29 protein-coding genes are annotated in these 25,229 nt (G+C 55.0%); 9 read left to right on the plus strand and 20 right to left on the minus strand.

Features of this window, described 5'->3' with window-relative positions:
* The 4 genes from TEU_RS00525 to TEU_RS00540 all read right to left on the minus strand — a co-directional run bounded on the left by TEU_RS00525 (position 1) and on the right by TEU_RS00540 (position 4,375).
* A complete protein-coding gene (locus tag TEU_RS00525) occupies positions 1 to 1,002 on the minus strand; it encodes a histone deacetylase family protein (RefSeq protein ID WP_050001923.1) in 1,002 nt (333 codons plus the stop codon).
* A 6-nt stretch (positions 1,003 to 1,008) separates the two neighbouring features.
* Positions 1,009 to 1,584, minus strand: coding sequence for a TATA-box-binding protein (locus tag TEU_RS00530; RefSeq protein WP_050001924.1), 576 nt, complete (start codon positions 1,582 to 1,584; stop codon positions 1,009 to 1,011).
* A 135-nt stretch (positions 1,585 to 1,719) separates the two neighbouring features.
* Positions 1,720 to 3,423: a DUF505 family protein gene (locus tag TEU_RS00535; protein WP_050001925.1), complete on the minus strand. Its 1,704-nt coding sequence runs from the start codon at positions 3,421 to 3,423 to the stop codon at positions 1,720 to 1,722.
* A gap of 106 nt (positions 3,424 to 3,529) precedes the next feature.
* Positions 3,530 to 4,375, minus strand: coding sequence for an SDH family Clp fold serine proteinase (locus TEU_RS00540; RefSeq protein ID WP_050001926.1), 846 nt, complete (start codon positions 4,373 to 4,375; stop codon positions 3,530 to 3,532).
* Positions 4,376 to 4,497: 122 nt separating this feature from the next.
* Here TEU_RS00540 and TEU_RS00545 point away from each other — a divergent pair, with 122 nt between their 5' ends.
* Entirely contained in the window at positions 4,498 to 4,926 is a 429-nt protein-coding gene (locus TEU_RS00545) for a DUF356 domain-containing protein (protein WP_050001927.1), read from the plus strand.
* A gap of 3 nt (positions 4,927 to 4,929) precedes the next feature.
* On the opposite strand, the gene TEU_RS00550 is transcribed toward TEU_RS00545, so the two are convergent.
* Complete coding sequence (locus TEU_RS00550; RefSeq protein ID WP_050001928.1) at positions 4,930 to 5,463, minus strand: multiprotein bridging factor aMBF1; 534 nt, start codon at positions 5,461 to 5,463, stop codon at positions 4,930 to 4,932.
* A 71-nt stretch (positions 5,464 to 5,534) separates the two neighbouring features.
* On the opposite strand from TEU_RS00550, the gene TEU_RS00555 reads away from it, so the two are divergent.
* Together TEU_RS00555 and TEU_RS00560 are read left to right on the plus strand one after the other, a co-directional pair.
* Complete coding sequence (locus TEU_RS00555; RefSeq protein WP_050001929.1) at positions 5,535 to 6,014, plus strand: GNAT family N-acetyltransferase; 480 nt, start codon at positions 5,535 to 5,537, stop codon at positions 6,012 to 6,014.
* A 38-nt stretch (positions 6,015 to 6,052) separates the two neighbouring features.
* Entirely contained in the window at positions 6,053 to 6,343 is a 291-nt protein-coding gene (locus tag TEU_RS00560; protein ID WP_050001930.1) for a hypothetical protein, read from the plus strand.
* A gap of 121 nt (positions 6,344 to 6,464) precedes the next feature.
* Here TEU_RS00560 and TEU_RS00565 read toward each other — a convergent pair whose 3' ends face one another.
* The 3 genes from TEU_RS00565 to TEU_RS00575 are packed head-to-tail and all read right to left on the minus strand — an operon-like array spanning position 6,465 to position 9,095.
* Positions 6,465 to 6,869 (minus strand): Zn-ribbon domain-containing OB-fold protein, encoded by a 405-nt coding sequence (locus TEU_RS00565; RefSeq protein WP_050001931.1) that lies wholly within the window; start codon positions 6,867 to 6,869, stop codon positions 6,465 to 6,467.
* Positions 6,870 to 6,871: 2 nt separating this feature from the next.
* On the minus strand, positions 6,872 to 8,032 hold the full coding sequence (locus TEU_RS00570) for a thiolase domain-containing protein (protein ID WP_050001932.1): 1,161 nt from the start codon (positions 8,030 to 8,032) through the stop codon (positions 6,872 to 6,874).
* 10 nt (positions 8,033 to 8,042) lie between these two features.
* Positions 8,043 to 9,095, minus strand: coding sequence for a hydroxymethylglutaryl-CoA synthase (locus TEU_RS00575; RefSeq protein WP_050001933.1), 1,053 nt, complete (start codon positions 9,093 to 9,095; stop codon positions 8,043 to 8,045).
* Between the two features lie 148 nt (positions 9,096 to 9,243).
* Here TEU_RS00575 and TEU_RS00580 point away from each other — a divergent pair, with 148 nt between their 5' ends.
* Positions 9,244 to 9,912, plus strand: a complete 669-nt coding sequence (locus TEU_RS00580) for a TIGR00266 family protein (protein ID WP_050001934.1) — start codon at positions 9,244 to 9,246, stop codon at positions 9,910 to 9,912.
* A 55-nt stretch (positions 9,913 to 9,967) separates the two neighbouring features.
* On the opposite strand, the gene TEU_RS00585 is transcribed toward TEU_RS00580, so the two are convergent.
* Complete coding sequence (locus tag TEU_RS00585) at positions 9,968 to 10,648, minus strand: fibrillarin-like rRNA/tRNA 2'-O-methyltransferase (protein ID WP_050001935.1); 681 nt, start codon at positions 10,646 to 10,648, stop codon at positions 9,968 to 9,970.
* A 5-nt stretch (positions 10,649 to 10,653) separates the two neighbouring features.
* On the minus strand, positions 10,654 to 11,904 hold the full coding sequence (locus TEU_RS00590; RefSeq protein ID WP_050001936.1) for a C/D box methylation guide ribonucleoprotein complex aNOP56 subunit: 1,251 nt from the start codon (positions 11,902 to 11,904) through the stop codon (positions 10,654 to 10,656).
* 116 nt (positions 11,905 to 12,020) lie between these two features.
* Between TEU_RS00590 and TEU_RS00595 the strand changes: the two genes are divergently transcribed.
* Both TEU_RS00595 and TEU_RS00600 read left to right on the plus strand, forming a co-directional pair.
* Positions 12,021 to 13,064, plus strand: a complete 1,044-nt coding sequence (locus TEU_RS00595) for an AAA family ATPase (RefSeq protein WP_050001937.1) — start codon at positions 12,021 to 12,023, stop codon at positions 13,062 to 13,064.
* Between the two features lie 5 nt (positions 13,065 to 13,069).
* Entirely contained in the window at positions 13,070 to 13,576 is a 507-nt protein-coding gene (locus tag TEU_RS00600; protein ID WP_050001938.1) for a hypothetical protein, read from the plus strand.
* Here the strand turns inward: TEU_RS00600 and TEU_RS00605 are convergent.
* Positions 13,573 to 14,541: a ribose 1,5-bisphosphate isomerase gene (locus TEU_RS00605; protein WP_050001939.1), complete on the minus strand. Its 969-nt coding sequence runs from the start codon at positions 14,539 to 14,541 to the stop codon at positions 13,573 to 13,575. The genes TEU_RS00600 and TEU_RS00605 overlap by 4 nt on opposite strands.
* Positions 14,542 to 14,813: 272 nt before the next feature.
* On the opposite strand from TEU_RS00605, the gene TEU_RS00610 reads away from it, so the two are divergent.
* Together TEU_RS00610 and TEU_RS00615 are read left to right on the plus strand one after the other, a co-directional pair.
* The gene (locus TEU_RS00610) at positions 14,814 to 16,070 is read left to right on the plus strand and encodes an aminotransferase-like domain-containing protein (protein WP_050001940.1); all 1,257 of its coding nucleotides are present in this window, start codon (positions 14,814 to 14,816) and stop codon (positions 16,068 to 16,070) included.
* Positions 16,071 to 16,125: 55 nt separating this feature from the next.
* The gene (locus TEU_RS00615; RefSeq protein ID WP_050001941.1) at positions 16,126 to 16,965 is read left to right on the plus strand and encodes a gamma-glutamyl-gamma-aminobutyrate hydrolase family protein; all 840 of its coding nucleotides are present in this window, start codon (positions 16,126 to 16,128) and stop codon (positions 16,963 to 16,965) included.
* Here TEU_RS00615 and TEU_RS00620 read toward each other — a convergent pair.
* Positions 16,895 to 17,734 carry an SPL family radical SAM protein gene (locus tag TEU_RS00620; RefSeq protein ID WP_050001942.1) on the minus strand — a complete coding sequence of 280 codons (840 nt, stop codon included), beginning with the start codon at positions 17,732 to 17,734 and terminating at the stop codon, positions 16,895 to 16,897. The two genes, TEU_RS00615 and TEU_RS00620, sit on opposite strands and share 71 nt — an antisense overlap.
* Before the next feature lie 56 nt (positions 17,735 to 17,790).
* Here TEU_RS00620 and TEU_RS00625 point away from each other — a divergent pair, with 56 nt between their 5' ends.
* Positions 17,791 to 18,201, plus strand: a complete 411-nt coding sequence (locus tag TEU_RS00625; protein WP_050001943.1) for an OsmC family protein — start codon at positions 17,791 to 17,793, stop codon at positions 18,199 to 18,201.
* Positions 18,202 to 18,241: 40 nt separating this feature from the next.
* Here TEU_RS00625 and TEU_RS00630 read toward each other — a convergent pair whose 3' ends face one another.
* The 8 genes from TEU_RS00630 to TEU_RS00665 form a co-directional block, all read right to left on the minus strand.
* A complete protein-coding gene (locus TEU_RS00630; RefSeq protein ID WP_050001944.1) occupies positions 18,242 to 18,808 on the minus strand; it encodes a GMP synthase subunit A in 567 nt (188 codons plus the stop codon).
* Complete coding sequence (locus tag TEU_RS00635) at positions 18,805 to 19,251, minus strand: type II toxin-antitoxin system VapC family toxin (protein WP_050001945.1); 447 nt, start codon at positions 19,249 to 19,251, stop codon at positions 18,805 to 18,807. The genes TEU_RS00630 and TEU_RS00635 overlap by 4 nt, the downstream gene beginning before the upstream one ends.
* The gene (locus tag TEU_RS00640; protein WP_050001946.1) at positions 19,248 to 19,457 is read right to left on the minus strand and encodes an antitoxin family protein; all 210 of its coding nucleotides are present in this window, start codon (positions 19,455 to 19,457) and stop codon (positions 19,248 to 19,250) included. Before TEU_RS00640 ends, TEU_RS00635 begins: the two co-directional genes overlap by 4 nt.
* Positions 19,458 to 19,498: 41 nt before the next feature.
* Positions 19,499 to 20,422 carry a glutamine-hydrolyzing GMP synthase gene (gene guaA / locus TEU_RS00645; RefSeq protein ID WP_050001947.1) on the minus strand — a complete coding sequence of 308 codons (924 nt, stop codon included), beginning with the start codon at positions 20,420 to 20,422 and terminating at the stop codon, positions 19,499 to 19,501.
* A 69-nt stretch (positions 20,423 to 20,491) separates the two neighbouring features.
* Positions 20,492 to 21,487 (minus strand): formate--phosphoribosylaminoimidazolecarboxamide ligase, encoded by a 996-nt coding sequence (locus TEU_RS00650; RefSeq protein WP_050001948.1) that lies wholly within the window; start codon positions 21,485 to 21,487, stop codon positions 20,492 to 20,494.
* The gene (gene purL / locus TEU_RS00655; RefSeq protein ID WP_050001949.1) at positions 21,484 to 23,625 is read right to left on the minus strand and encodes a phosphoribosylformylglycinamidine synthase subunit PurL; all 2,142 of its coding nucleotides are present in this window, start codon (positions 23,623 to 23,625) and stop codon (positions 21,484 to 21,486) included. The genes TEU_RS00650 and purL overlap by 4 nt, the downstream gene beginning before the upstream one ends.
* A 97-nt stretch (positions 23,626 to 23,722) precedes the next feature.
* On the minus strand, positions 23,723 to 24,340 hold the full coding sequence (locus TEU_RS00660; protein ID WP_050001950.1) for a PEP-utilizing enzyme: 618 nt from the start codon (positions 24,338 to 24,340) through the stop codon (positions 23,723 to 23,725).
* Complete coding sequence (locus tag TEU_RS00665; protein ID WP_050001951.1) at positions 24,337 to 25,227, minus strand: PEP/pyruvate-binding domain-containing protein; 891 nt, start codon at positions 25,225 to 25,227, stop codon at positions 24,337 to 24,339. The genes TEU_RS00660 and TEU_RS00665 overlap by 4 nt, the downstream gene beginning before the upstream one ends.
* Positions 25,228 to 25,229: the final 2 nt, after the last annotated feature.

A 25,229-nucleotide genomic window follows, 5' to 3' on the forward strand; every position in this document is an offset into this window, starting at 1 on the left:
TTAGAACTCCCACCACTCGGAATGTATCTCTTTCACCCTCGCAACGGTTCTGAGCGCCTCGTACGATGGACTGACCGGAACCTCGCGGATTTCCCCGCTCAGGTAGCCCCTGATGAACGCGGGAAGACCTTTGTCAAGACCAACCGAGTAGCCACCCTCAAAAACCACCGCCAGCGGATAGCGCGAAAGAGTTGAACCAGCATAGGCGAAGAAGAGCTCACTCAGTCTTAGCGTTGTTAGATTCTCGCCGAGGAAGCCGTCGAAGCCGGCTGAAATGACAACAAGCTTTGGTTTGAACTGGGCCAGTATCGGAAGAACTATTTCGTTCCATGCATAGATGTAGTCATCGTCTCTCGCATAGTGGGGCATCGGCAGGTTTATTTTCGTCCCCTCAGCTCCATTACCGCCGACCTCGTATTCATAACCGCTCCACGGATAGATGTCGCGCTCGTGCAGGTCTACGTGGACTACTTTGTTGTCGTTCCAGAATATCTCCTGCGTCCCGTTGCCGTGGTGGGCGTCGAAGTCTATGACGAGAACCTTCCCGGTGAGCTCCTCGGCGACCTTTGCCGCGTATGCAGCGTTGTTGAAGATGCAGAAGCCCAGAGTCGGGGCATTAAAGGCCCTGCCCGACCTGCCGGCGTGATGGCCGGGAGGCCTGACGAGGGCAAGGTAGAGGCCCTTTCTCTTTAAAGCCATCTCGACAGCCGTCCGCGAGGCCCCAAATGCGAGGAGAGAAGCCTCCCATGTGCCCGGGGAGACGTAGGTGTCCGGGTCAAGGTAGGAGAATTTTATGCTTCTCTCCCTGACAAGCTCAACGTAGTCCTCTGTGTGGACGGTCAGAAGCTCTTCCTCAGGTACGGGGCTGGGCTCAATTGGCTTCCACAGGCCCAAACGCTGGAGAGCCTTTATGGCCCGCAGCAGCCTGCCGGGGTTCTCGGGGTGGTAGTTTTCAGGCCTATGTTCAAGAAAAACCGGGGAATAAATTACTGAAAAGGCCAAACGGCCTCACCATTCTTCGTCCTCTTCCTCTATAAGGCCGTACTTCTCCAGCTCGCGGAGGAGCTTTCTGACGGCTTCCCAGGCGTCGTCCTCGCTCTTGGCACCGGAACAGACTATTTTACCGGAAGAGAAGAGCAGTATGACGGCCCTCGGCTCCTTTACGCGGTAGATAACACCCGGGAACTGCTCGGGCTCGTACTCACAGTTGGGAAGACTGAGCGCAACGGCATCGAGGTTAAACTCCATACCAATGTCACCGCTGAAAACCATGTTCTGGATGTCAATCTGGGGCTCGCGGTGGAACTTTGCCCCGATCTTCTTGAGCATCATAATAAGCTTGTTAACGGCCCTCTTTATGTCGTCGACGCTCTTTGCCCCGGTGACAACGAGCTTTCCTGAGCTAAATATAAGCAGGGCGACCTTGGGTTCATCAAAACGGCATATGATTCCCGGGAACTCCTCCGGATTGTACTTTGAGTTGGGGCATATTTCAATAACCTTTTCAAGGTTCAGCTCCGTAAAGAGGTCAACAGAAGCCACGATGTTTTCAATCCTGAGCTTTACATTGCTCATGTCCACCAAGGTTTACACCTCCGAATGGTGGGTTTAAAAACCCTTTATAAATGGGGCACTCGCTTTTTAAAGCTTTATGCTCAGAGAAGGGCATCGAAATTAAGAAACGGTAGACGGTTAAAGAAAAGAAGGACTACATCACAATCACATGTAGGCCTCAACGAGGGTCTTGCCTGCTTCGGTCAGGCTCTTGGTTCCGAGGAAGCCGAGCTGGCGGAGCATCGTCAGGGCCTTCTTTATCTCGTCGTCGCTGAGACTGAGGTGCTTCCTGATGACGTCAACTTCCTCAATCTTGTAGTCCCTTGCCTCTCCCTTCTCCTTCCATATCCTGTTGAAGGTCTCGATGTTGTCGTAGATGACCCTTAGCACGTTGTAGAGCGTCGGCGTGACGCTGAACTTGACCTTGACTATCTCCTGGAGCTTGGCGTTTTCGAGGGCTGTCTTGACCCTGTCTCCGAGCTCGGTTAGCTTGACCATACCGTTCTGGAGCTCCACGATGAAGCCCTTGGCCTCTGCCTCGCCGATTGCTCTGGTTATCTCCTTCTCTTCTCCGCCGACGTAGTCCTTCACGAGCTCAACGAGCTCGTCCCTGTGAATGTACTTCTTCCTCGGGGTCTTGGCGAGTATCGCGGCGTCGTACCTGGTGATGAACGGCTTCCTCTTGATGCTCCTGCTGAGCCTGAGGTAGAACCTGCCCTTGTCGGTTATTCCGGCCTTTACAACACCTTCCTCCTGAGCCTTTATGACCCACTCAGCGATTGGCACGTCTCCGCTCTCTGCGTAGGTTACGGCCTTCATCGCATCAGGACTAACGGTTCCGAAGTTTATGGCTTCCTTACCCCACTCGGTGAGCCAGTAGGTGTCCTTGCCCTTGACGAGTTTCCTCTCAATGAGCTCTTTGCTCTCAAGGAGGTGCAGGACGGCTCCGATGTCCTCAACCTCAACGTGCCTGGCGATTTCCTTCCCGGTCGGCAGTATGTCTGGATTTGTCCTGTACTTTTCTTCTATCTCCTTGATAGCCTTGAGGACTGCAAGCTCATCGTCGAGCAGGTAAATCGGGAGAACCTTCTTCTCAACCCTGCCCATCGCCTCATAGGTCTCCATCATGGCCTTTCCGAACTCGGTTACGCCCTTCTCGTCGCTGAGACCCATGCTCTCAAGCTCGGCGTTGCTCTTTCCGGCCCTGAGGGCCTCAAAGTCCTCCTTCCTGAGGACTATGGCCCTCGCGAAGACCGGAATCATGTTAACAGCCTTAAGGGCGAGCCTCGCAGCGGGAGTTGTTGCAAAGGCCCTCCCCTTCTCGGTCGGCGGCGAGATGAGGAGCAACCTCATGGCTTGGAGGGCGTTGATGATGTTGTTGCCGTAAAGCCTGGAGTTCTTGAAGGTGACAAGCTCGTCGAGGGTGCCTATCTTGGGCATTCCCCTGAGGAACGAGACTATCTCCGGGGTCAGGTACACGACGGGGTGAGTCTCGCGGTAGAGCTCAAGGAGCGCCTTTCCGAACTCGGTGAGGCCGTTCTCATCGGCGAGCTTCCTCTCCTTGAGCTTTTCAAGCCAGCTCTCCGGAACCTTTCCGGTCTCCTCAAGGAGCTCAAGCATCTTCATTATCTCGGTGTCGGCGATTAGCTCAGGGAGCTCATCGAGGTTGAGAGAATCGCTAATCTCAAGGAGCTTTCTTCCGGCATCGGTAAGCTTGATCTTCCCGCCCTCAAGCTCCGCAAAGCCGAGTATGTAGAGTTCGATCGCCCTTATCTGGAACTCCTCCGGGAGCTTGGCCTCAATCTCGGCCTGGCTTTCGGTCTTCTTCATCTCCCTGAGTATCTCAATGTGCCTCCTCTTCAGGTACATCCTATCCCCTCCTTATCAGTTTTTAATGCTTGAAAGACCGGCCCATTTTAGAAACATGAAGTTTTTAAAACTTTCGGTAACTAAAAAGATTCAAAAAATAAAGGGCTCACTTGCCACTGCCCTCCTGCTTAACGGGGTAGGGCATGAACTCTACCGTCCCTCTCTGCCTGATGGGCTGTTTGTAGAGCTCCATCAGCGCGTAGACTTCTTCAGGCACGTCCGTCTCCACGTGAAGTCCGAGCTCCTTAGCCTGCTCGTAGGTTATTGGATAGTCGTGCGTCCACCTACCCTCGGTGAGTATCTGGGCGAGTTCCCTCGCCTTCTCCTCTCCATACCTGTCCTTGAGCAGGTAGAACACGAAGTCCCGCACCTGTTTTATGGCCTTCTCGGCAACGTCTGCAAGGATAAGTGTCTGATCGTCTACCTTGTCTGCACCTTTCTTCTCAACGGCTCTGATGATGCTCGGGGCCGGATATTGTCCCAGCTGGGGGTCAACCGGCCCAAGAACGGCGTGTGGATCCATTATTATCTTGTCGGCGGCGAGTGCTATCAGCGTGCCACCGCTCATGGCGTAGTGGGGGATTATAACGCGCGTCTCGGCAGGGTGGTCTTTCAATGCCCTTGCTATCTGGGTGGCGGCAAGAACGAGACCGCCGGGCGTGTGGATTATAAGGTCTATTGGCTTGTCCTTCGGTGCCGCCCTTATCGCCCTGAGGACTTCCTCACTGTCCTCGACACTGATGAACTTATAAACGGGGATTCCAAAGAGCCCTATACTCTCCTGCCTGTGTATCATGGTTATGACCGTCGAACCGCGTTTTCTGGAAAGCTGCTGGAGCATTTTGGCCCTCGCTACCTGCAGCCCCCTGTACTGCATCTGCGGCCACAACAGCAGATACATGAAGAACAGCCACCACAGGAGCGAGCCGAAAAATCCGCTCAGCGGATCCATAGCCTTCACCTCACTGGTTTTGACACTGTCTTTACGCTTTTCCAATATTTAAAGACTTTGTAACTTTGTACGCAACAGGGCAGGTTTATAAGCAGTTCGTGCAACCCTCTCCAGGTGAGACTATGAGAAACACGATAGTGTTAGTTAGAACGGACAACTTCCAGAAGGCGAGTATTGCGCTGGCCGACCTCGTGAGATACGGTGGCATGAAGATTCGCGGTGACCCGAGAATCATACCCCCCGCGCTCTCTGACTGGGCCTTTGAGAAGATAAGCGGCGAGAAGCCGAGGAAGCGCTTTAAGGCCCACGTCGTTGCCCAGATTGACCTCCCCCCAAGGAAGGCCATCGGCAGGCTGATGGACATCCACCCGCCTGCCCATGTGTTGGTAATACCACCGGACACAGAGGTCTGGGAAGAGCTCATGCGCCTGTGGGGCACCTTCGAGAAGCTCAGGGGCTTCCACCCGCCGAAGAAGACTAAAGCCGAGGAAGTCAAGAGAAAGGCCGAGAAGCGGAAGGAAAAGGAAGAGTGGGAGTTCGAGGAGCTTTAGTTTTCACTTCTTCCTCTTCCTTATCCTGATATTGGCGATGTCCCCGAGGGTCGGTTCGTAGTCCTTGGGGATAACCTTCTTCTCAGTTATCTCTTCTCCGCTGGTCTCGATGAGCGTTATTTTGAAGTACTTCTCAAGCTTCCGGGCCTCCTTAATGGTTGGCTCACGGTAGCCGTGCGCTATGGCTCTCAAATCGTTCACCGAAAGTCCAATCTCGTGGGACAGCTCCTCGTAGCTCTTGCCGGAGCGCTGTATTGCCTTGTAGACCCTCTCGGCGAAGTCCTCGACTATTTCCTCGGTGTAGAGCGGTCTCTCGCGGTAGGGTTTCGGCTCCCTCTTCGGCCTTGGGGCTGGGGCTACCCTCCTCCTCGGCTCCCTTCCCGTGGGCATTATGCTGAAGCCGGACTTCTTTCGGCCGTACTTCTCGTAACAGCGGTCGCAGACAAGAACCTCGGCACCTTCGAGCCTTATCCTGTGGCCAGGACCCTTTATTGGGGCCCCACAGATCTCGCAGTAGCGGGGCTTGGCCTTGCTCATAGCTACCACCTTCTTGCTCCACTAAAGGCTTGGGGGTCAGGCTTTTTAAATCCCACCCCCAATTTAAACTGATGACAGAGAGGGAAGAAGTAAAGATAGAGAAGCTTCAGAAGCTCGACCAGAGCACTCTGGAACGGCTCGTTGAGATATACATGCGGGGCTATGAGGGAATGCGCGAGTACGGCGGTGAAGGGGAGAGCTACGCGAAGCGCTACCTCCACTGGTGCTGGGGCAAGGCCAGGGATGGCTTTTTTGTTGCAAAGGTCGGCGACGAAATAGCGGGCTTCATAGTCTGCGACAACGACTGGTATAGCAAGTACGAGGGCAGAACCGTCGGGGCAATCCACGAGTTCGTCGTTGATAAAAAGTTCCAGGGGAAGGGGATAGGTCACAAGCTGATGAAAAAGTGCCTCGAATATCTCAGCGGAAAAGATATTGAGCTCTGGGTCGGCGAGAAGAACGAGCGGGCAAAGAGGTTTTACGAGGAGTACGGTTTCAGAGAGGTCGGAAAGCACGGCATCTGGGTGAGGATGGTTAGAAGGAAAAGGTGATAAGTGAGTAAGGAAAAGTGGTTTTATCGGTGGTTGCAATGCCGTGCATTCATCCGCCAAGTCCCGACAAGGTGAGGAACATGAAAGAGGAGAGCTTCATTAGAGATGGGAAAGGAAAGCTCAGGGTCACGATAGAAGGAAGTGAAACCCTCGAAACGACGATGAGCGGAAGGCTGAAGAGCGTTGAAGAAGTCGCGGAGATGCTCGGCGTCGAGGTCAAGGACGGGAAGATAGACGCGGTAGTTGACGGCGTGAAGGTCAGGATGGAGAAAGGAAAGCTTGAGCTTGAGTTCGAGAACGGGGACAAGATGAAGATTGAAAAGGCATGACGGCCTCTGCTTCTTTTTGATTTGCTTGGCCGACGGCACACTGGGATACAACAATCCTTCTAAAACCCGAGAACAGGAAAACAAAAGAGGAGTAGAGTATTAAAAGGGCGAAAAGCGCCCCTCACTTCACTGGAGGCCTGAACTTGTAGCCGTAGAGGATAATTCCGTCCTCCTCGAACTCCCGTATCTTCTTGGTGACGACCTCGACCTCCATGCCGAAGTCTATCTCCTCCGGGTCAACGTCGGTCAGCTGGGCGAGGACTATCGGGCCATCCTCAAGCTGGACGAGGGCAAGCGGGTAGGGCTTGTAGTACTCGAACCCGCTCGGTGGGTTCCTCACTATCGTCCAGCTGATGACCTTGCCCTTTCCGCTGAACTCGTATTCCTCAACGTTTCTTGAGCCACATACGGGGCAAACCTGCCTGTGCGGGAAGAAGACGTGGCCGTTCTCACACTTTCCACCTATGAGGCGGTACTTCTCGCGGAAGTGCCTCCAGTAGCGGGAAACCTGCATCGGGCGGCTCATTTTCACACCCTCCTGAATATGCTAACGGTTATGTTCGAGCCGGTTCCACCGATGTTCTGGGTGAGGCCAACCTCAGCGTCGGGAACCTGGCTTGGCGCCTCACCGCGCAGCTGGAGCACTGCTTCGACCGTCTGATAAACGCCGGTGGCTCCAACCGGGTGGCCCCTCGCTTTTAGTCCGCCCATCGTCTGTATCGGGTAGTCCGCGTCAATCGCTATCTGGCCCTCCTTGGCGAGCTTTGCCCCCTCACCCTTCTTCGCGACGCCGAGGGCTTCCAAGCTGAGCGCGGCCATGATTGTGAAGGCGTCGTGAACCTCAAAGAAGTCGATGTTCTTCGGCTCGACGCCGGCCATCTTGTAGGCCCTCTCGGCGGCAATCTTTGCGGCCTTGAGGGTGAGCAGGTCTTCCCTGTTGGCGAGGTTAATGGTGTCTATCGCCCTTCCCATTCCAGCAACTTCGACCCACTTCTCCTTCGGGACGCCGAGCTCCTCCGCCTTCTCGGGCGTGGTGATTATGACGGCGGCGGCACCGTCGCAGACTGGCGAAGCGTCGAAGAGCTTGAGCGGGTCGGCTATGTAGGGGCTCTTGAGAACAGTCTCGACCTTAATGGGCCTCTTGAACATCGCATAGGGGTTCTTGGCTCCGTTGGCGTGAGCGTTGACCGCGAAGAGCGCAAGGTCTTCCTCGGTGTAGCCGTAGGTCTTCATGTAGTAGCGCATCACGAGCGCGTTCAAAGCCACGAAGCTCGCCCCGTGGAAGAGCTCCCACTCGGCGTCGGCCGCGTATCCGAGGTACCGGGTGGTGTCGCTCGGCCAGGCGTCGGTCATCTTTTCAATGCCAACGACAGCGACAACATCCTCCAGCCCGCTGAGGACGGCCTTAACACCTTCCTGAACAGCGGCACCGCCAGATGCACAGGCAGCCTCGATTTTAACTGCCGGAATGTTGCCGAGGCCGGCCCAGTCGGCTATTAGCGCACCGAGGTTCTCCTGCTCCACAAGGGGGCCGGATATCATGTTTCCGACGTAGAGGGAGTCAACCTTGTCAATCCCGGCGTCGTCCATCGCGTTGAGGAGCGCCTCGACTGCGAGGTCCCTAAGCCCGAGCTTCCAGTGCTCACCAACCGGGGTCATACCGGCACCGATTATGACTGCCTTCCTCATCTCGACCACCTCACACTATGTACTTCCTCCTCGCCTTCGCGTAGAGGGCGTAGTCGATGTACTTCTTCCTGTTCACGTAGTCCATGGTCTTTGGAGCTAGGTCGCGCTTCTCCTCAATGGCGTCCTGGACGACAACGCTGAAGGCGTCGCTTCCAGCGCCAGAACCGAAGGAGACCCACAGAATCCTGTCGCCGGGCTTGGCTATGTCGAGAACCGCTGAAACGCCGACCATAGTGGCACCACTGTAGGTGTTTCCAATCTTGCCGGTGAGCAGGCCGGGGAGAACCTTCTCCTTTGGGATTCCAAGGATTTTCGCGACGGTGAGCGGGAACTTGACGTTCGGCTGGTGGAAGACGGCGTAGTCGAAGTCGTTGACTGTAAGGCCAAGCTCCTCCATGAGGGTCTTGGCCGCGTTGATTATGTGGTGGAAGTAAGCAGGCTCACCGGTGAAGCGGTTTCCGTGCCTCGGGTAGTGCTCGTGCTGGCGCCTCCAGAAGTCTGGTGTGTCCGTAACGTAGGAGTAGCTTCCCTCGAAGTAGGCAACCGTCTCGGAGCTCTTGGGACCAACTATGAAGGCGGCACCTCCGGCTCCGGCAGTGAACTCAAGGTGGTCTCCCGGCCTTCCCTGGGCGGTGTCGGCACCGATGGCCATCGCGTAGTCGGCCATCTCTGAACCTACGAAGCTGATGGCAGTCTGCAAAGCCTCGGTTCCGGCCTTACAGGCGAACTCGAAGTCGGCCGTGCTGACGTCTGGCGTTGCTCCGATTGCCTCGGCTATAACCGTTCCGGTCGGCTTTACCGCGTAGGGCTTGCTCTCCGAGCCGAACCAGACCGCCCTTATGAGCTTGGGGTCAATGCCTGCCCTCTTGAGAGCGTTTCTGGCGGCTTCGAGCCCTATGGTGAGCGCGTCCTCGTCGAGGCCGGGAACGGCCTTCTCCTCGATTGGAAAGCTCGAAACACCCCAGACCCTTCCTATCTCCTCGGCCTTGATTCTATACACCGGAACGTAGGCACCGTAGCCGACGATGCCCACTTCCCTCTTCGGCTTCAGAAGTTTCCTCATGGGCATCACCTACAAACGCTTGAACGTGACTTCGCCAAAGGTTAAATAGGGCCTTATAAAAGCCTTTCGGTGAAAGTAAAAGGAGTTTTCGGCAATCAGCGATAGAAACCGCTATATACCACTGGACAAAATTAAAACTGGTGATTGCATGAAGTACGAAATTAAACACCGGCCGAGCTTCTCGGTGCTTGAGGTTGAGCTCAACACTGGAGAGAGCATTCAGGCCGAGAGCGGGGCCATGGTCTATATGAGCCCCACGATAAAGCTCGAGACGAAAGCAAAAGGTGGCATCTTTGGGGCGCTGAAGCGCTCAATGCTCGGCGGCGAGAGCTTCTTCATAAACACGTTCCGTGCCGAAGGAGGGCCCGGAACCGTGGGGCTTGCCCCACCGTATCCTGGAGACATTGAGGCCTTTGAGCTCGATGGAACGCTCTACGCACAGAGCGGTGCCTTTCTAGCCAGCAGTGAGGGAATAAGTATAGACACGAAATGGGGAGGGGCGAAAACGTTCTTCGGCAGGGAAGGACTGTTCCTCCTCAAAATGAGCGGAAGGGGACTGGTATTCCTCTCAAGCTTTGGGGCCATAGTCAGAAAGGAGCTCCACAACGAGCGCTTTATCATAGACACAGGACACCTCGTGGCCTTCAGCGAGGGCCTGGACTTCACGGTGAAGCGGGTCGGCGGACTGAAGAGCACTCTCCTCAGCGGAGAAGGGCTTGTTGCCGAGTTCTACGGCACCGGGACTCTGTACATACAGACGAGGAGTATGGACGGTTTCCTGAGCTGGATAATCCCGAACCTGCCAAAAAGGGATTGATGCTCCGATTTTCTTTTCAAAATTTAAAGGGCCTAAAAGTTCAAAAAGGAAAGCCTCAAGGCTTCCTCACTACGAACAGCGCGTGGTCTTTCTCGTAGGGCTCAAGGGAAAGCCTCTCGACGACCTCAAAGTAGCTCGCGAGCTCCCTCTCAACCTCCTTGAAGACCTGCTCCGGCTCCTTGGTGACGTCAATGCTCCTGCTCTTGACCGAAATCATGCCGTAGCCGCCGCTCTTGAGGAACACCTTGGCGTTGTCGATGAGGATTTTCGCCTGAGTCGGCTGGGCAACGTCCTCGAAGATGACGTCAACTTTTGGAACGAGTGCGCGGTAGCCTTCGGGCTTGGTAGCATCGCCGAGTATCGGGACGATGTTCCTCCTATCCTCGACTATCGGGACGAGCTCCCTGAGAACCCTCGGCGAGAACTCGACGCCGAATATCTTGCCCTCCCAGCCAACGATGTCGCTGACGTGGGAAGCGGTGGTTCCGCTCGCTATTCCGAGGTAGAGCACCGTTGAGCCGGGCTTAATCGGAAAGTTCTTGAGGCCGTTGAGTATTGCCGCACCGAGCTTTGAACGGCTCGGGTTCCAAATCCTGTACTCCCCGCCCTCGAACTTGATAACCCTCTCCCCGTAAACCCTCTGGCCGGGGACGAGGTTCTTGGTGGCTATCTTCTCACTCCCGTCGTCGTCAATGACTATGTAAACGCCCGGGAACCTGTGCTTCTTAACCTTCATCTACCTCACCTCTTGCCCTTCTTTTTCTTCTTACCCTTCTTATCGGGCTTGCCCTTACCCTTCTTCTCCTTCCTGCCCTTCTTGTCCTTGCCCTTGAACTTCTTCTTTTTCTTCTTTTCCGGCTTGGCCTTCCTCTTGGGCGGGTTCGGGTACTTCTCCTTGATTTCCTTGATTCTCTGCTCAAGCTCCTTCTTGAGCTCCTCACCGATGTATTCGCCGGAGAAGTAGTCAACACGCGCCGCTATGGCCAGCTTTCCAGCCAATGCCCTCGCAATCTTACCCCTCTGCCACCACGGTGAGCGGTTTATGGCCGGATACTGGAAGATGACGCCGTGCTTGGGCGGCTTGGCACCAGTTCTCAGGTGCCTGAAGAGGGCCTTCTCGGCTCCAAGAACCTGTATCGTCGAGGCGGGCATCATGGCGAGCTCCTTAAGGCCTCCAGCGAGGCTCATCAAGCGAGCGGCAAGCTTTGCACCGACGAGGGCCTTCAGGTTTGGAGCCACCTCGTCCATCGCTGTCTCAAGGTAGTCCTCAATCTGCTCCCTCAGCTTGTAGAGGTCGGAAATCTCGCTGGCGAGCTTCCTTATGATTTCGCTGTCGAACTTGCCGAGCGGTGCTCCCATGGACTTCTCGGCCGCTTTGAGAATTTTCTCAACCTTGCCCTCCGAGAAGCCGAGCTTTTCAAGCTTCTCCCTGCTCACGTTCTCTCTCGGACCAATTTCCTTGACGAAGGCAACGTACTGCGGGTGCTTGGGCAATATCTCGTCGAGCTCTGGGAAGTGAAGTCCGTACCACTCCCTCAGCCTCGAAACGAGCAGGTTAATGACCTTGTCAATGTCATCGAGCGCCTCGATGGCCTGTATAATCATCTTATCGCGCGCACCGCTCTGCTCCTGTATGCGGAGCCTCGTTAATGCAACGCCAACGGTGTAGTACTCGTCAAACCAGTTATCGCCGAGGAACTCTTCCGGGCTTGAGCGGAGCTTTTCTCCCGCAAGGTTCGGGAACTCAGCTGTTGCGTTGTAGCCGAGCTCCTTGAGCTTTCTGCTCAGCTCGGTGTCCTCCACGATGAACTCTTCGTAGCCCTCTCCCTTCAGCTCGTCGAGGAGGGCAATCAGCTCGTCGCTCGGTTCTCCCTTCAAAAGCCTGTCGAGGCTTGTCTCTGGCTTTCCGTTGAAGAGTTTGCTCGCGATGAGCTTCCCGCTCTCGTCGAAGGCGTAAATGCCCCTGACGTTCTCGGCAATGTAAACTTTCATCATCATCACCTTCCAAGTTTTTGTTTCTGGGGTATAAAAAGGGTTGCTCGTTTTAAATCCTTGCGGACAAATTCTTAAATAACTTTGGGCCCATATAAAAGCGCGGGGGAAAGATTATGCTCACTAAGCTCACCATTGAGAACTACAAATCAATAGAACGAGCCGAGCTCGACTTCTCGAAAATAAACCTGCTTATCGGGCCGAATGGGAGCGGTAAAAGCTCTGTGCTTGAGAGTGCGGAAATCATGGGGTTTACAAAGAAGTACGTGTCTTCAATAGCCACTCACGTATCCAACAACAGGATTATCGAAAAACTTGAAAGCATGGCATTTTTTGGCAATCTTGTTTATAATCATGAAACCAACAGAGAGATCCTGATATCAGGAGAATTCGAAAATTCCATCATTTCCACTATCGAGGTCAGACTATCTCTAGAACAGGGAGAAAGAAAGATTATTACACAGGCGTCTTTAAAATCCTCTGTCGACGTTGAGATTTCACGTATCCTCCACATACTGAAGGCGAATCGGAAAATTGAACGACGCTTACATGGTGTTACCGGCAATACATACAATATTGATACGACCAATGCACACCAACTCTTTTACTACGCCTGCTACCGCACCGAGTTTAAGGAGAACATCAAAATGATACGGGAGTTCTACTCCCGCTACGGTCTTCATGATGTTAGATGGGTCCCCACTGAAAGACAGAACGAATACGAAATCATAGCAACAACATCGGAAGGGGTTGATGTAAATCTCGCCGATGCGGGAGCCGGTTTGGCGGCTCTGTTCCCAATAGTCGTTGCCCTCTCGTTTTATCCGAAAGGAAGCACGGTCTTTATAGAACACCCAGAGATGCATCTCCACCCCAAACTCCAGTACGAGCTCGCCGAGTTTCTCTTAATGGTATCCGAGAAAAGAAACCACCAGCTGATAATCGAGACCCACTCGGAGCACCTCCTCTACGGCCTGCTGAACGCTGTTTCTGGAAAGCGCCTGAAGCCAGACGAACTCACCATATATTCCACGAGGAAGGAGAACGGAAAGTCAGTATTTGAAAAAATGAGAGTCCACAAAGACGGAAGCCTCGAAGGGAACCTTTCTGACTTCCTTGAAGCAGACATTGATGCATTCCTTGACTGGCTCAAGGCGTGATTAAAATGCTGATCGTGGCAGTTGTAGATACCAATGTGCTTAGATACGCCCTTGAGGCCGAGAAAAACATCCGCTCAGACAAGGAGACAATGACCGCTTATGAGGTTCTTATCAAACTCCTCAGCAGTGATACTGTGATTCTCGTACTCAACGAAGAGACTGCGAAAGAATACTCCAGACACATTGAGGCCGTCAGGCAGAAGATTCGGCGAAAAAGAATCTACCCCCAATTCTTCTCGCTGTTGAGGATAATCAAAGCGAAGTCCAAAAAGGTACCCGTTGAAGTGCACGAGTTCACTATCAAGGGAGAACCCGTTGGAAGAAAAGACCTCCACCTCCCAAACTCCGCCAAGACAGGGGCACTGAAATTCAACACCAAAAAAGCGTTTGTCCTAACGTTTGCACAAGATGTTTACCGCGGAAAAGAAGCAAGAAACGGAGAGGGTGTGGTTATATACCTGCTCAATTTAAGAAACGAAAACGAAAGAAAAATGCTTGAGGAGCTCCTTTAATCCTCCCAGGGTTCGGTGTACTTGAGGGCCCAGCCGAACTCCTCCTTGAGGATGTCTATGGCCGCGCTCGGCGGGATTACACCGCGCTCGGTGATGATGACGTCAACGTACTCCGGCGGGGTAACGTCGAAGGCCGGGTTCCAGACCTCGATGTTCTTCGGCCAGGTCTCAAGCTCCTCTCTCGGGATTACCTCGTAGGGGTCGCGCATCTCTATCTCGACCAGCTGGCCGAGCATTGTCTCGGGGTGGAACTTGTAGGTTTCAGCGGCAATCATCGTCCAGACGCGGTGCTCCTTTGCAGTGAGCGCTATCAGGGCCGTTCCAATCTTGTTTATCACCGCGCCGTTGACCGTTATGCTGTCGGCTCCCATGACGACCTTGTCGGTCATCTTCATGTAGTGCCTCGCCGCGCTGTCGACGACATAGATAACTGGAATACCGTAGGAAGCCAGCTCCTTGGCGGTAATCTTGCCCTGCCACTTGGGCCTCGTCTCGGTGACGATGACCTTTATGTCCTTGCCCTGCTCCCAGGCGGTCTTCATGACGCTTATTGCCGCTTTGCTGTGGCAGTGGGTCATTATGACGTCGCCGTCCTCTATGCGCTTCGCACCGATTTCGCCTATCCTTTTGACGGCGTTCTCGGAGTTGTGGATGAACTCCTTGGCGGCGTTGATGACAACAAAGCGGAGCTGGTCAAGGTCGGCGCCGCTCGAATAAGCTATCCTGCCCCTGTGCATCACGTAACGGAGCGCGTTGGGGAGGGAAACAGCTGTGGGCCTCGTCTCGAAGAGTATCTTCGCGGCCTGCTTCATCTCACTCCAGAACTCATCAACCGTCTTGGCACCGCTCTTCTCGGCCTGTATCTGGAGCGCGTAGGCCGCTGAACGGGCTATCTTTCCTGCACCGCGTATCTCCATGTTCTTTATCTTCTCCGCTATCTCCAGTACTTCCTTCACCACTGGCATCGTCGTCACCTCCGGGTAAACTCAGGTTTTGGAATGAGGGTTTATATTTTTTCTGAAGATTTTCTGAAAACAGCTTGAGATTATTGGAGACACCTTCCGGACATCAATGCGCCCAAAAGTCCTTAGATGACCTAAAATTTTCCCGAGAGGCAGTATTTACGTTTGTAAAGACAAAATCGGAGAGTTGGGAAAGGTTTATAATGAAAGACCAGAAGTTCTTAGTGTATAGAATTGGTGACGTGACCAAATCTGTTCATTAAGAGGTGGTTGATATGAGTGGAAAACCCGAAGGAAACCCCGCCCCTGGAACCCTTAACTTTGAGTTATTCTTCTCGGAGAAAGCCCTCCAGATGAAGGCTTCAGAGGTTAGGGAGCTCCTCAAGCTCGTCGAGACGAGCGACGTCATAAGCCTTGCCGGGGGCCTGCCGGCCCCGGAGACGTTCCCGGTTGAGATCATTAAGAAGATAACCCAGGAAGTCCTCACCCACCACGCTGATAAGGCTCTCCAGTACGGCACCACCCTCGGCTTCACACCGCTCCGCCTCACGCTCGCGGAGTGGATGGAGAAGCGCTACGGAATCCCCGCCAGCGACATCGAGGTTATGATCGTCTCCGGTAGCCAGCAGGCCCTTGACCTCATCGGAAGGGTCTTCATAAACCCGGGAGACATAGTCGTCGTCGAGGGGCCGACCTACCTCGCGGCCCTCAACGCCTTCAAGTACTATGACCCAGAGTTCCTCAGCATTCCCATGGACCACAACGGAATGAGGGTTGATATCCTTGAGGAGAAGCTGAAGGAGCTCAAGGCCGAGGGCAAGAGGGTCAAGTTCGTTTACACCGTCTCCACGTTCCAGAACCCCGCAGGAGTCACAATGAGCCTGGAGAGGAGGAAGCACCTCGTAGAGCTGGCTAAGGAGTACGACTTCCTCATCGTAGAAGACAACCCGTACAGCGAGCTCCGCTACTCAGGCGAGCCCATTCCGCCGATAAAGCACTTCGACGACGAGGGCAGGGTCTTCTACCTCGGTACGTTCTCAAAGATATTCGCCCCCGGCTTCAGGGTTGGCTGGATAGCCGCTCACCCGCACTTCATCAGGAAGCTTGAGATAGCCAAGCAGGCCGTTGACCTCTGTACCAACCCGTTCGGACAGGTCATCGCCTGGAAGTACGTCGCCGACGGCTACCTCGACGAGCACATCCCGAAGGTCATCGAGTTCTACAAGCCAAGACGCGATGCGATGCTCGAGGCCCTCGAAGAGTACATGCCCGAGGGCGTCGAGTGGACCAGGCCGGACGGAGGAATGTTCATCTGGGTTACCCTCCCAGAGGGCATAGACACCAAGCTCATGATGGAGAAGGCCGTCGCAAAGGGCGTCGCCTACGTCCCCGGCGAGGCGTTCTTCGCCCACCGCGACGTCAAGAACACGATGCGCCTGAACTTCACCTACGTGCCCGAAGAGAAGATACGCGAAGGCGTCAGGAGGCTCGCCGAGGTCATAGAAGAGGAAATCAAGGCCCTCGGGAAGTGAGGGGATAGGGAAAGCTTTTTACCCTCTTTTCTTTTCACACTTACTTGGTGGTGACATGAAGCCGCTGATAGCAATCATAGGTTCTCCTTGGAGCGAGTCAGTTTCCGCTGGAAGGGCCCATTTGAAACGCATCATCCAGGCGGGGGGCCTTCCCGCAGTGTTCAGCCCCGAAACAGACCCTGAAGACGTCATAGAAGTCGCAGATGGAATACTTCTCATTGAGGGCCCAGACGTCCACCCCAGGTTCTATGGGGAAGACCCCTCACCGAGCATCAGGGAAGTCGACGTTCTGCGGGACGAGTTTGAGATTGAGCTGGTGAAGCTCGCAACCCGGGCAAACATCCCCACACTCGGCGTTGGGAGGGGAATGCACGTTATAAACGTCGCCCTCGGCGGGACGCTTTACCAGGACATCTACGAAATTCCCAAGGCCATAAAGCACGACTGGAGGTTCGAATCAGTGGCCCCTGACCAGAGGCTCCACACAGTCAGGGTGAAGGCAGATTCCCTCCTGTACGCCATTCTCCGCGGGGCCCTCAACATCGAGGGCACAAACGATGGGTGGACGTGGGTCAACAGCTTCCACCACCAGGCTGTCAAGAGGGTAGGCGAGGGCCTCAGGCAGGTCGCCTTTGCTGTTGATGGACTCATTGAGGCCATAGAGGCAACCGATGGCTTTGTTATTGGCGTCCAGTGGCAGCCCGAGCACCTCCCAGAGATGCTGGCCCTTTACAAGGCCCTCGTTGAAGCGTCCCTCAGGAAGCACGAGGAGAACAACGAGGTTATGAGGAGGGCCATTGAGGCGGAAATCCGTGAAGAGCTGGCTAAGGAACAAGATGAGAGCCGTCACAGCTCGGAAGCGAGCGGTAGCCTTCTCGACACGAACCAAACGTGATGCCCCTTTCGGTTATTTTCCTTTCTGCCTCCCTGAGAATTCTGAAGCGGAGCTCCTTTGGGAGGTAATAGTAGCCACCTATTCTCTCTCCTTTCTCATAGAGGGGCCACAGCTTTTCCATCAGCTCGGAGAACTTGGCGAACATTCTCTTCTTTGAGTCCGGCCTGAGCTTAAGCGTCGAGACCGTTATGTGGCCCACAAAGCTCAGGGCATCGAGGGTCTCGTCGAAGTCCTCCCACGTGTAGAAAGGAATTATTGGGTCTATCCTCGCGTAAACTGGTATCCCGGCCTTCCTGGCTTTCCTAAGGGCCCGTATTCTGGCCTTCGGAGAGGGAGCGTTCGGTTCAAGGAGCCTGGCCTTACGCTCGTCAACGGTCGTCACCGTAACTCCGACCGCACAGCGGAGCTCGCTCAGTACGTCTATGTCGCGCTCAAAGATGTCTGACTTCGTCAGGAGGAGACAGCGGACGTCGTGGCGCCTGAACAGCTCAAGAACTTTCCGCGTTATCCCGAGCTCGCGCTCCACCGTCGGATACGGGTCGGAGGAGTAGGACAGGGCTATGATATAACGTCTGTCGAACTTCCTCAGCTCCTTCTCCAGCCTGGGCAGAAGGTTCTCCTTCGTCCTGACGCGGAAGGCCCTTGGGATGTAGCTGGTTATGTAGCAGTAGACGCAGGCGTGGTCACAGCCGGTGTAGACGTTGAGGGTGTACTTAAAGGGGCACGTGCAGAGCTCTGACTTCCAGGGGTCGAAGGGACGGATGTACATGGGAGAAAGTTGGGGAAGGGCTTTAAAAATCCAGACGTAATGGTTACGGTGATGGCATGAGCGTGAAAGGCCGTGTGAAGTGGGTCGAAGGGATGCAGTTCATCGGCTCAATAGAAGACGGAGGGTGCTCCATAGTCCTTGGAGAGGGCGGAATCAGCCCCATGAAGCTCCTGCTCCTCAGCGTCGCTGGCTGTACGGCCTACGACGTCATGATGATTCTCAAGAAGATGCGCGAGCCGATTGAAGGCCTGGAAGTCGAAATCTCGGGAGAGAGAAGGGAAGAACACCCAAGGGTCTACACAAAGGTTAACATCCACTACAGGATTTATGGTGACGTCAAGGAAGAAAAGGCGAGGCGTGCAATAGAGCTCAGCCAGGACAAGTACTGCTCCGCCTCGGCCCACATCAAGATGAGCGGTGCCGAGGTCACGTACTCCCTTGAGATAGTGCGGGGCGATGATGAGTAAATCCGTTGCGGAAAGATGAAGAGAGGACCGACTAGCTGAGCTAGAGCTCCCCGCAGAGCCTCGCGAAGTTCCTGTAGACCTCTGCCCCACGCTCCGTGTGGGAGACCTCGGGATGGAACTGGACGCCGTAAATCGGAAGGCTCTCGTGCTTCATAGCCTCAACTGGACAGGTCTCGCTCCTCGCGAGGAGCTTGAAGCCTTTGGGAAGCTCCTTGACCTCGTCCATGTGGCTCTCCCACACCTTTAACCTCTTTGGAAAGCCCCTGAAAAGGTCGTCCTCTTCGAGGATTTCAATCTCAACGAGGCTGTACTCGGCCTTCTCACCCCTACCGACCTTCCCGCCGAAGTGCCTCGCTATGAGCTGGTGGCCAAGGCAGATACCGAGGATAGGGACGTTGAACTCGTCGTAGTGCTCAAGTATCGCCTCGCAGTTGCCGGTCTTGTTTATATCGGGCCCGCCGGAGAAGATTATGCCCTTCGGCTCCATCGCCTTTATCTCCTCAAGCGGGGTCGTGTTGGGGACTATCTTGGCCTCTACACCGAGATAGCGGAGAGTCCTCCAAATCCTGTGGACGTACTGGCCCCCGTTGTCCATTATGACTATCATGAGCTCACCCCCAAAAGGTTGAAGAACTCCTCATGTTCCTCAACAAGATAGAAAGCCTTTAACCCAAGAGACCTGGCCAGCTCGGCCATTTTTATGTCGTTAGTAACGAGGACTGCATCGAGGTAGCGGGCGGTTGCGATAAAATAGATATCAGACGCTCGGTGGTGGGTCTGAAAAGCTACCTCTCGAAGCTCCTCGATGAGCAGTTCCTCTGGAACCCACGCGACTATTTCGCTGTAATAGGCGAGGGCTCTCTCAACCTGCTCTCGGTCAAAGTATCGTGAAAGAACCGCGACGAACTCAACTTCCCCCAGCCTCGGGGCGTAGAGCTCTACAAAGCCGAGCTGTGCATGCTCTATGAGTCTTTCGGCGACTTTAGTCCTTTCCGGATAAAAGCCGGAGAACAGATGAAACACGACTGATGTATCAATGACTACTCTCATGTCCCCTCCTCCCTGAGCTTCAGGAGGTAGTCCGTTGGGCCCTCTTTAAATCTCTCAGGCGTCACTTTCTTCCGCATTTCTCTCGTAAGCTCAAGGAAATCCCCGCTGTAAATCCTCACTCTGAGTTTCTGGCCCTCCTTCAGCTTGAGGGGTTTGAGGGGCTTCAGCACCCCATTTTCGTATATGACCTCGATGATTTCGCCCATACTCTCACCGGTTAAAGTTAGAAATGGAGATAAATAAACCTTCACTCGAACTCAATGGTTGCAGGGGGCTTGTTGGTGATGTCGTAGAGCACCCTTCCGACCTCTGGAATCTCGCTGGTTATCCTGAAGGCTATCCTCTGAAGGACGTCAAAAGGTACATTCATCGCGCTGGCGGTCATGCCGTCGAGGCTCTCAACGACGCGGACCGCTACCGTCTCCTTGTAGGCCCTGATGTCGCCCTGAACGCCGACGGTCTTGATGCCGAGCAGGACTGCGAAGGCCTGCCAGGGCTTAAGCCCCGCCTTCTCGATTTCCTCCTCGACTATGGCGTTTGCCTCTCTTACGATGGCCACCTTCTCCGGTGTGACCTCCCCAAGGACACGAACTGCCAATCCCGGCCCCGGAAAGGGCATGCGGTTGTATATTTTCTCAGGGAGGCCAAGCTCCTTTGCCAGCTCTCTCACTTCGTCCTTGTAGAGGTCGCGGAGCGGTTCTATGAGCTTGAGGTTGAGCCTCTCGGGCAGGCCGCCGACGTTGTGGTGGCTTTTAATCTTGCCTTTGCTCTCTATCCAGTCAGGGGCTATCGTGCCCTGGATAAGGAAGTCAGCGTTGATTTCCTTCGCGATCTCCTCGAAGACCTCGATGAAGACCCTGCCGATTATCTTCCTCTTCTCCTCCGGGTCGGTAACGCCCTTAAGCGCCTCAAAAAACCTCTCCTGGGCGTCAACGTAGTGGAGGTTTAACCCGAACTCGTCCCTGAACGTCTTTATGACGAACTCCGGTTCACCCTTCCTGAGGAAGCCCGTGTTCACGAAGACCGCGTGGAGCCTGTCCCCTATCGCCCTGTGTGCTAGAATCGCCGCAGTAGAGCTGTCAACGCCACCGCTGAGCGCTATAATCGCCTTTCCATCTCCAACCGTTTCCCTAATCTCCTCAACCTTCTCCTCGATGAACTTCTCCCACATGGGCACCACCTTTTTGCCAACCATCAGGAAGTCAATTTATAAACTTATCCGGGGAGAGATTAGACAGTTTCACGTCAAAATTTCACCGAGCCTGTCCTCCTCAAGCGCCCCCCTCAGCTCCATCGCTATCCGCCTTCCTGTGCTGACGGGGTAGTCGTAGCGGAGCCAGCTGTAGGGGGAGCCGTTCACGAAGGGGTTCGTCCCAGCCACAATCCTGGCCGAAATCTCGAAGACCACGAACTCCATATCTTCCGTGAAGACTCCCTCAAGGCAGAAAGGCCCCCAGAGGCCGCCCATGAGCTCTTCCGCCGCTTTGACAACCCGTTCGCCGGCCTCAATGACGTCCATCAGCAGGCTCTCGCGGAGAACTATCGGAATGTTGCCCACCACGGTGTAGTTCGTCTCAAGCTCCAGGCCGAGCTGCTCCTTCGCCGGAATCCTGCCTATCGCGTCGGCGTTCGACTCGTAGCGCCTGTCCACGCTCATAAGCTCAAGCTCGCGATTGAGCTTGGAGTAGAAGTAGTGGGGGTAAACCGGGACGCCCACCACGTACTCCTGAATCTGAACCCTATCCAAGTCCTCTTTGTCCCTAACGCCAAGTCTCTCAGCTTTTCTCCAGAAGTCCCCGCTGTTTTTGGCCAGGAAGTAGCCCCTTCCTCCTCCTGCCCCAAAGGGCTTGACAATCACCGGCCCGTCTATGTCGTCGGGGTCTTCATAGACCTTCGGGAGCCTCAACCCTGCCTTCTCAAGCCACCGCCTTTCCAGCGAGCGGTCGCTCTCCCACTTCAGGACTTCTTTGTTGCCGTAGTAGGGAACTCTCATCTTCTCGACGAGCTCAACGCCGAGGTGCGCCACGAAGGAGCCGGTTGGAACTATCACGGCATCGAGCTCAAGCAACTCCTCCTCCGGGTATGCCCCTTCGATGAAGTAATCCGCCACAGGGAAGTACTTCGTGTAGAGCAGTCTAACCCGGGCCTTTCCGAAAGCTATAGTCTCAAAGCCCTCCTGCTTCGCCCCCCTCAAAATCTGAAGGGCGGAGTGAGAGGCATATGTCGCTACCCTCATTCCTCCTCACCCAGGAGCTTTGGAAGGGACTCGTGGACGGCCTTCAGCTCGGGGAGGGGCCTCTTGAGGAGCTCCCTTCCACCCCACAGGAAGGCAGCTTCATTTCCGCCGGCCTTTCCTACGACCGCGAAGTGCTTAAACAGGCCCCTCAGCTCGTCCAGGTTCTCCTCGGGGAAGGCCACTATGTAGCGCCCGTGGCTCTCGCTGAAGGCCACTTCAAGGGGGCTCGATGTCTCCGCGTGAACCTTTGAGAGGTCAGCAGTAAAGCCGGTGTTCCCCGCAACGGCCATCTCTGCCAGAGCTACAACTATTCCTCCCCTGCTCACGTCGTGGACGGCCTTGATGAGGTCCTTCCTTACCGCCCTGAGAACCCCTTCAGCATTGGCCTTCTCCTCCTCCAGGTTCACGCGCGGGGTAAAGCCCCCATCAACTTCAAGCCTCGTGAGCAGTTCGGAGCCACCGAGCTCCGCCCTCGTTAGGCCGACAACGCCGATTAGGAGCCCCTCCTCAAGGCCTCCTGAAGGAATCTCCTCAAGCTTAACCTTCCCGAGGCCGGCAACCACGGGGGTGGGCTTTATTGGCCTGTCAACGACCTCGTTGTAGAAGCTGACGTTCCCGCTGACATAGGCGAGGCCGAAGGCCCTGGCCGCGTCGGCAAGGCCCTTCACAGTCTCGGCGAAGCTCCAGTAGACCTTGGGCCTCTCGGGCGAGGCGAAGTTGAGGTTGTCCACAAGCGCCAGAGGCTCTGCCCCGACGCTGACTAAGTTCCTCACGACCTCTGCAACGGCACCCATCGCGCCGTGGTAGGGGTTGAGGTAGCTGTGGTTCGGGTTACCGTCCGCCACAAAGGCGAGCCCGTACTCCTCATTAATCTTGAGCACCGCCGCGTCCCTTCCTGGCTTGAGGACCGTCCTCCCCTGGACTTCGTGGTCGTACTGCTCCCATATCCAGCGCTTGCCCACGATGTTCGGACTGCCCCAGACGATGTCAAAGGCTTCTCCAAACGAAACGTCCGGCGTTTTGACCGGCCTCTCGGCGCTGTAGGGCCTCATCTCCCACTCTATCGTGGGCACATCGGAGAGCAGGTCGACCGGCAGGTCGGCCACCTTCTCGCCCCTCCAGTAGACGATGAATCTCGGCTCTGGGATTGTTTCACCGACAACAGTCCACTCAAGCCCGTACTCCTCGAAAATCCTCCCGATTTCCTCGACGTCCTCGGGCTTAACCGCGAAAAGCATCCTCTCCTGGCTCTCCGAAATCATGACCTCGGTCGGCGTCATCCCCGGCTCGCGGAGCGGAACCCTGTCGGCGTAGACAACCGCGCCGAAGCCCTTCTTCCCCGCCATCTCCGAGGCGGCACAGGTCAGACCGCCGCCGCCCAAGTCTTTGAGGGCCTTCACTTTTCCGGTGTAAACGGCCTCAAGTGTGGCTTCAATCAACAGCTTCTCCGTGAACGGGTCTGGAATCTGCACCGCGGAGCGGTCTTCCTCCTCCGCGTTCTCGCTCAGCTCTTCGCTCGCGAAGGTTACGCCGTGAATTCCATCACTCCCCGTCCTGTTGCCGACGAGGATGAGCTTGAGGCCCGCTTCGCTCACGTAGCTGTGGACGAGGTGTTCAGGTCTCATGAGGCCGATGCAGGCGACGTTGACGAGCGTGTAGTTATCCAGGCTCTCGTCGAACTCGGTCTCGCCCCCCACGGTCGGGACGCCTATCCTGTTGCCGTAGTCGGCTATCCCCTTCACCACGTATTCGAAGAGATAGCGGTTCCTCTCTTTCTCCAGCGGGCCGAAGCGTATGGGGTCAAGGAGAGCGACCGGCCTTGCACCCATGCAGAGTATGTCCCTCACTATTCCCCCGACTCCAGTGGCGGCACCGCCGTAGGGCTCGACGGCCGATGGGTGGTTGTGGCTCTCGATTCCGACGGCAACCCACGTTTCGTCGTCGAACTTCACTATCCCGGCATCTTCACCAGGGCCCAAAATCACGTGCTCGTTCTCGGTCGGCAGGAGCTTCAGCCAGGGCCTGCTCGACTTGTAGGAGGCGTGCTCGCTCCACATCACTTCGAGCATCGCCTTCTCTATTTCATTCGGCTCCCTGCCGAGCCGTTCGCGGATGAGCTTCTCCTCGTGCGGGAACATCGTGAACCCTCCATTAATTGACGAATTAGTGTAAAAAAGTTTTGTTTTTAAGGTTTATTTTGACGGAAAAATGTTAAACAAGGAAATTATAGGAAAGCTAAACTCCAAACAGCATGGAGGGTATATCTTTGACCCGTTCGTCTGTATAGTTTATGAACCGTTTGAGGACGTTATATATCTCGAACAGCCATTTCTCTGTTTCGTCTCTCGGTCTCTCGCTCCTGTCGGCACGTGCAAAGACTTCAACTATGTTGAACTTCCCGGCAAGAATCTTCGGCGTTTCTTCTTCCATCAGCGTGTTGATGAAGTGGTAGACGTTAAAGGCCTTCTCTTTATCAACCGGGTAGAGCTTTCTGACATACTCAAAGGCCTTGAGTATCGTCCTTTCGAGTTTTTCGGCGTCCAGTTCCTGAAGTGCCTTCAGGTACTCTTCTCTGAGGTCTTTAATGAGTTCATCTTCCTCCCAGCTCGCCTCCCAGAGATTGAGTCTCTTAAACCTTCTCCTCGGGTTTCTGACGTAAACGACCCCCGCATCGCCGTCCACAATGACCTCGTCACCCTCTCGAATCGCCTCAACGTCCACTCCCGCCACGCATGGAATTCCAAGCTCCCTCGCTATTATAGCCGGATGGGAGAGCAGGCTCTCAATCTTCGTCACTATACCAGAGGCCTTCATGAAGAGGCTGTAATATTCAGCGTGGAGTACATATGTCACGAGTATTCCTCCCTTCGGGAAGAGCTTTTCGGCTTCTCAGGTGGCTGGTCGTCGAGGACGAAGTAAGCTTTTCCTCTTGCTCTTCCTAGACTCGCTGGAACTCCTGTGAGCTTGTACCATCCCTGCGAGGCCTTTGGGCTCTCTTTTGCTCCCTCTGACTTCTGGGTCAATACTGTTATATCCCTTGACTGGAGAAGCCAGAGAGTTCCGTCATAGGCCCACTCGATGTCCTGAGGACGGCCGAACAGGTCTTCCACTTCGAGGCCAGTCTCGATAAGCTCCCTCATTAAATGGCCTTTGACTTTGGAGGGGTCACGCGGAAGAAGGAGGTGCTGGCCGCTTGCTTCTCCGCTCACGAGTTTCTCGGGAGAACCTTTGACGAACTCCACGAGCGCCATATCGGGTTCGTTTGGAGAGCGCGTGAAGAGCACCCCAGAGAGTTTCGGGTTTATCTGCCTCTGGACTACGACTGCCATCTTCACATCTCCCTCGATTCCGAGGCGCTTCATGTACCCTTTCACGCACTCCGATTCGGTGCTTCTGAAAACCCGCTCGATGGCTTTTATCAGTTCGTCGAAAGAACTCACGTTGGGTACGCTCTCAAAAACACCGGCAAAACTCGCCCTTGAACTGTCCTCTACGGTTGCGGAGCTCCTGACTACGACGGCGAACCTGCCCTCAAAAACGTAGGGAGATTGAAAGTATTCCCTGATTTCCTCGATAACCCTCTCCGGCAGGCTTCCGGTTTCTCTCCAGAGCTCGTAGGCCTTTGTGGTGACCACGAAGCCCTCGGGAACGTTGAAGTACCTCGTCAGGAGCGAGAGGCGGTGTGCTTTGCCACCGATTTCTTCGATTGAGCCCCCTGCAGAGAGCGTACGGACGAACATTT

It is taken from the genome of Thermococcus eurythermalis, assembly GCF_000769655.1.
Lineage (GTDB): Archaea > Methanobacteriota_B > Thermococci > Thermococcales > Thermococcaceae > Thermococcus > Thermococcus eurythermalis.

Bases quoted from the DNA above. Each gene is read 5' to 3' on its own strand.
- TEU_RS00535 (WP_050001925.1), bottom strand. From the start codon at position 3,423: ATGTACCTGAAGAGGAGGCACATTGAGATACTCAGGGAGATGAAGAAG.
- purL (WP_050001949.1), bottom strand. From the start codon at position 23,625: ATGTTCCCGCACGAGGAGAAGCTCATCCGCGAACGGCTCGGCAGGGAG.
- TEU_RS00640 (WP_050001946.1), bottom strand. From the start codon at position 19,457: ATGGGCGAAATCATCGAGGTCATATACGAAAATGGGGTGCTGAAGCCC.
- TEU_RS00615 (WP_050001941.1), top strand. From the start codon at position 16,126: ATGAAGCCGCTGATAGCAATCATAGGTTCTCCTTGGAGCGAGTCAGTT.
- TEU_RS00560 (WP_050001930.1), top strand. From the start codon at position 6,053: ATGCCGTGCATTCATCCGCCAAGTCCCGACAAGGTGAGGAACATGAAA.
- TEU_RS00620 (WP_050001942.1), bottom strand. From the start codon at position 17,734: ATGTACATCCGTCCCTTCGACCCCTGGAAGTCAGAGCTCTGCACGTGC.
- TEU_RS00605 (WP_050001939.1), bottom strand. From the start codon at position 14,541: ATGCCAGTGGTGAAGGAAGTACTGGAGATAGCGGAGAAGATAAAGAAC.
- TEU_RS00650 (WP_050001948.1), bottom strand. From the start codon at position 21,487: ATGAGGGTAGCGACATATGCCTCTCACTCCGCCCTTCAGATTTTGAGG.
- TEU_RS00595 (WP_050001937.1), top strand. From the start codon at position 12,021: ATGCTCACTAAGCTCACCATTGAGAACTACAAATCAATAGAACGAGCC.
- TEU_RS00625 (WP_050001943.1), top strand. From the start codon at position 17,791: ATGAGCGTGAAAGGCCGTGTGAAGTGGGTCGAAGGGATGCAGTTCATC.
- TEU_RS00630 (WP_050001944.1), bottom strand. From the start codon at position 18,808: ATGATAGTCATAATGGACAACGGGGGCCAGTACGTCCACAGGATTTGG.
- TEU_RS00580 (WP_050001934.1), top strand. From the start codon at position 9,244: ATGAAGTACGAAATTAAACACCGGCCGAGCTTCTCGGTGCTTGAGGTT.
- guaA (WP_050001947.1), bottom strand. From the start codon at position 20,422: ATGTGGGAGAAGTTCATCGAGGAGAAGGTTGAGGAGATTAGGGAAACG.
- TEU_RS00600 (WP_050001938.1), top strand. From the start codon at position 13,070: ATGCTGATCGTGGCAGTTGTAGATACCAATGTGCTTAGATACGCCCTT.
- TEU_RS00570 (WP_050001932.1), bottom strand. From the start codon at position 8,032: ATGAGGAAGGCAGTCATAATCGGTGCCGGTATGACCCCGGTTGGTGAG.
- TEU_RS00540 (WP_050001926.1), bottom strand. From the start codon at position 4,375: ATGGATCCGCTGAGCGGATTTTTCGGCTCGCTCCTGTGGTGGCTGTTC.
- TEU_RS00545 (WP_050001927.1), top strand. From the start codon at position 4,498: ATGAGAAACACGATAGTGTTAGTTAGAACGGACAACTTCCAGAAGGCG.
- TEU_RS00665 (WP_050001951.1), bottom strand. From the start codon at position 25,227: ATGTTCGTCCGTACGCTCTCTGCAGGGGGCTCAATCGAAGAAATCGGT.
- TEU_RS00555 (WP_050001929.1), top strand. From the start codon at position 5,535: ATGACAGAGAGGGAAGAAGTAAAGATAGAGAAGCTTCAGAAGCTCGAC.
- TEU_RS00585 (WP_050001935.1), bottom strand. From the start codon at position 10,648: ATGAAGGTTAAGAAGCACAGGTTCCCGGGCGTTTACATAGTCATTGAC.
- TEU_RS00550 (WP_050001928.1), bottom strand. From the start codon at position 5,463: ATGAGCAAGGCCAAGCCCCGCTACTGCGAGATCTGTGGGGCCCCAATA.
- TEU_RS00565 (WP_050001931.1), bottom strand. From the start codon at position 6,869: ATGAGCCGCCCGATGCAGGTTTCCCGCTACTGGAGGCACTTCCGCGAG.
- TEU_RS00590 (WP_050001936.1), bottom strand. From the start codon at position 11,904: ATGAAAGTTTACATTGCCGAGAACGTCAGGGGCATTTACGCCTTCGAC.
- TEU_RS00610 (WP_050001940.1), top strand. From the start codon at position 14,814: ATGAGTGGAAAACCCGAAGGAAACCCCGCCCCTGGAACCCTTAACTTT.
- TEU_RS00575 (WP_050001933.1), bottom strand. From the start codon at position 9,095: ATGAGGAAACTTCTGAAGCCGAAGAGGGAAGTGGGCATCGTCGGCTAC.
- TEU_RS00635 (WP_050001945.1), bottom strand. From the start codon at position 19,251: ATGAGAGTAGTCATTGATACATCAGTCGTGTTTCATCTGTTCTCCGGC.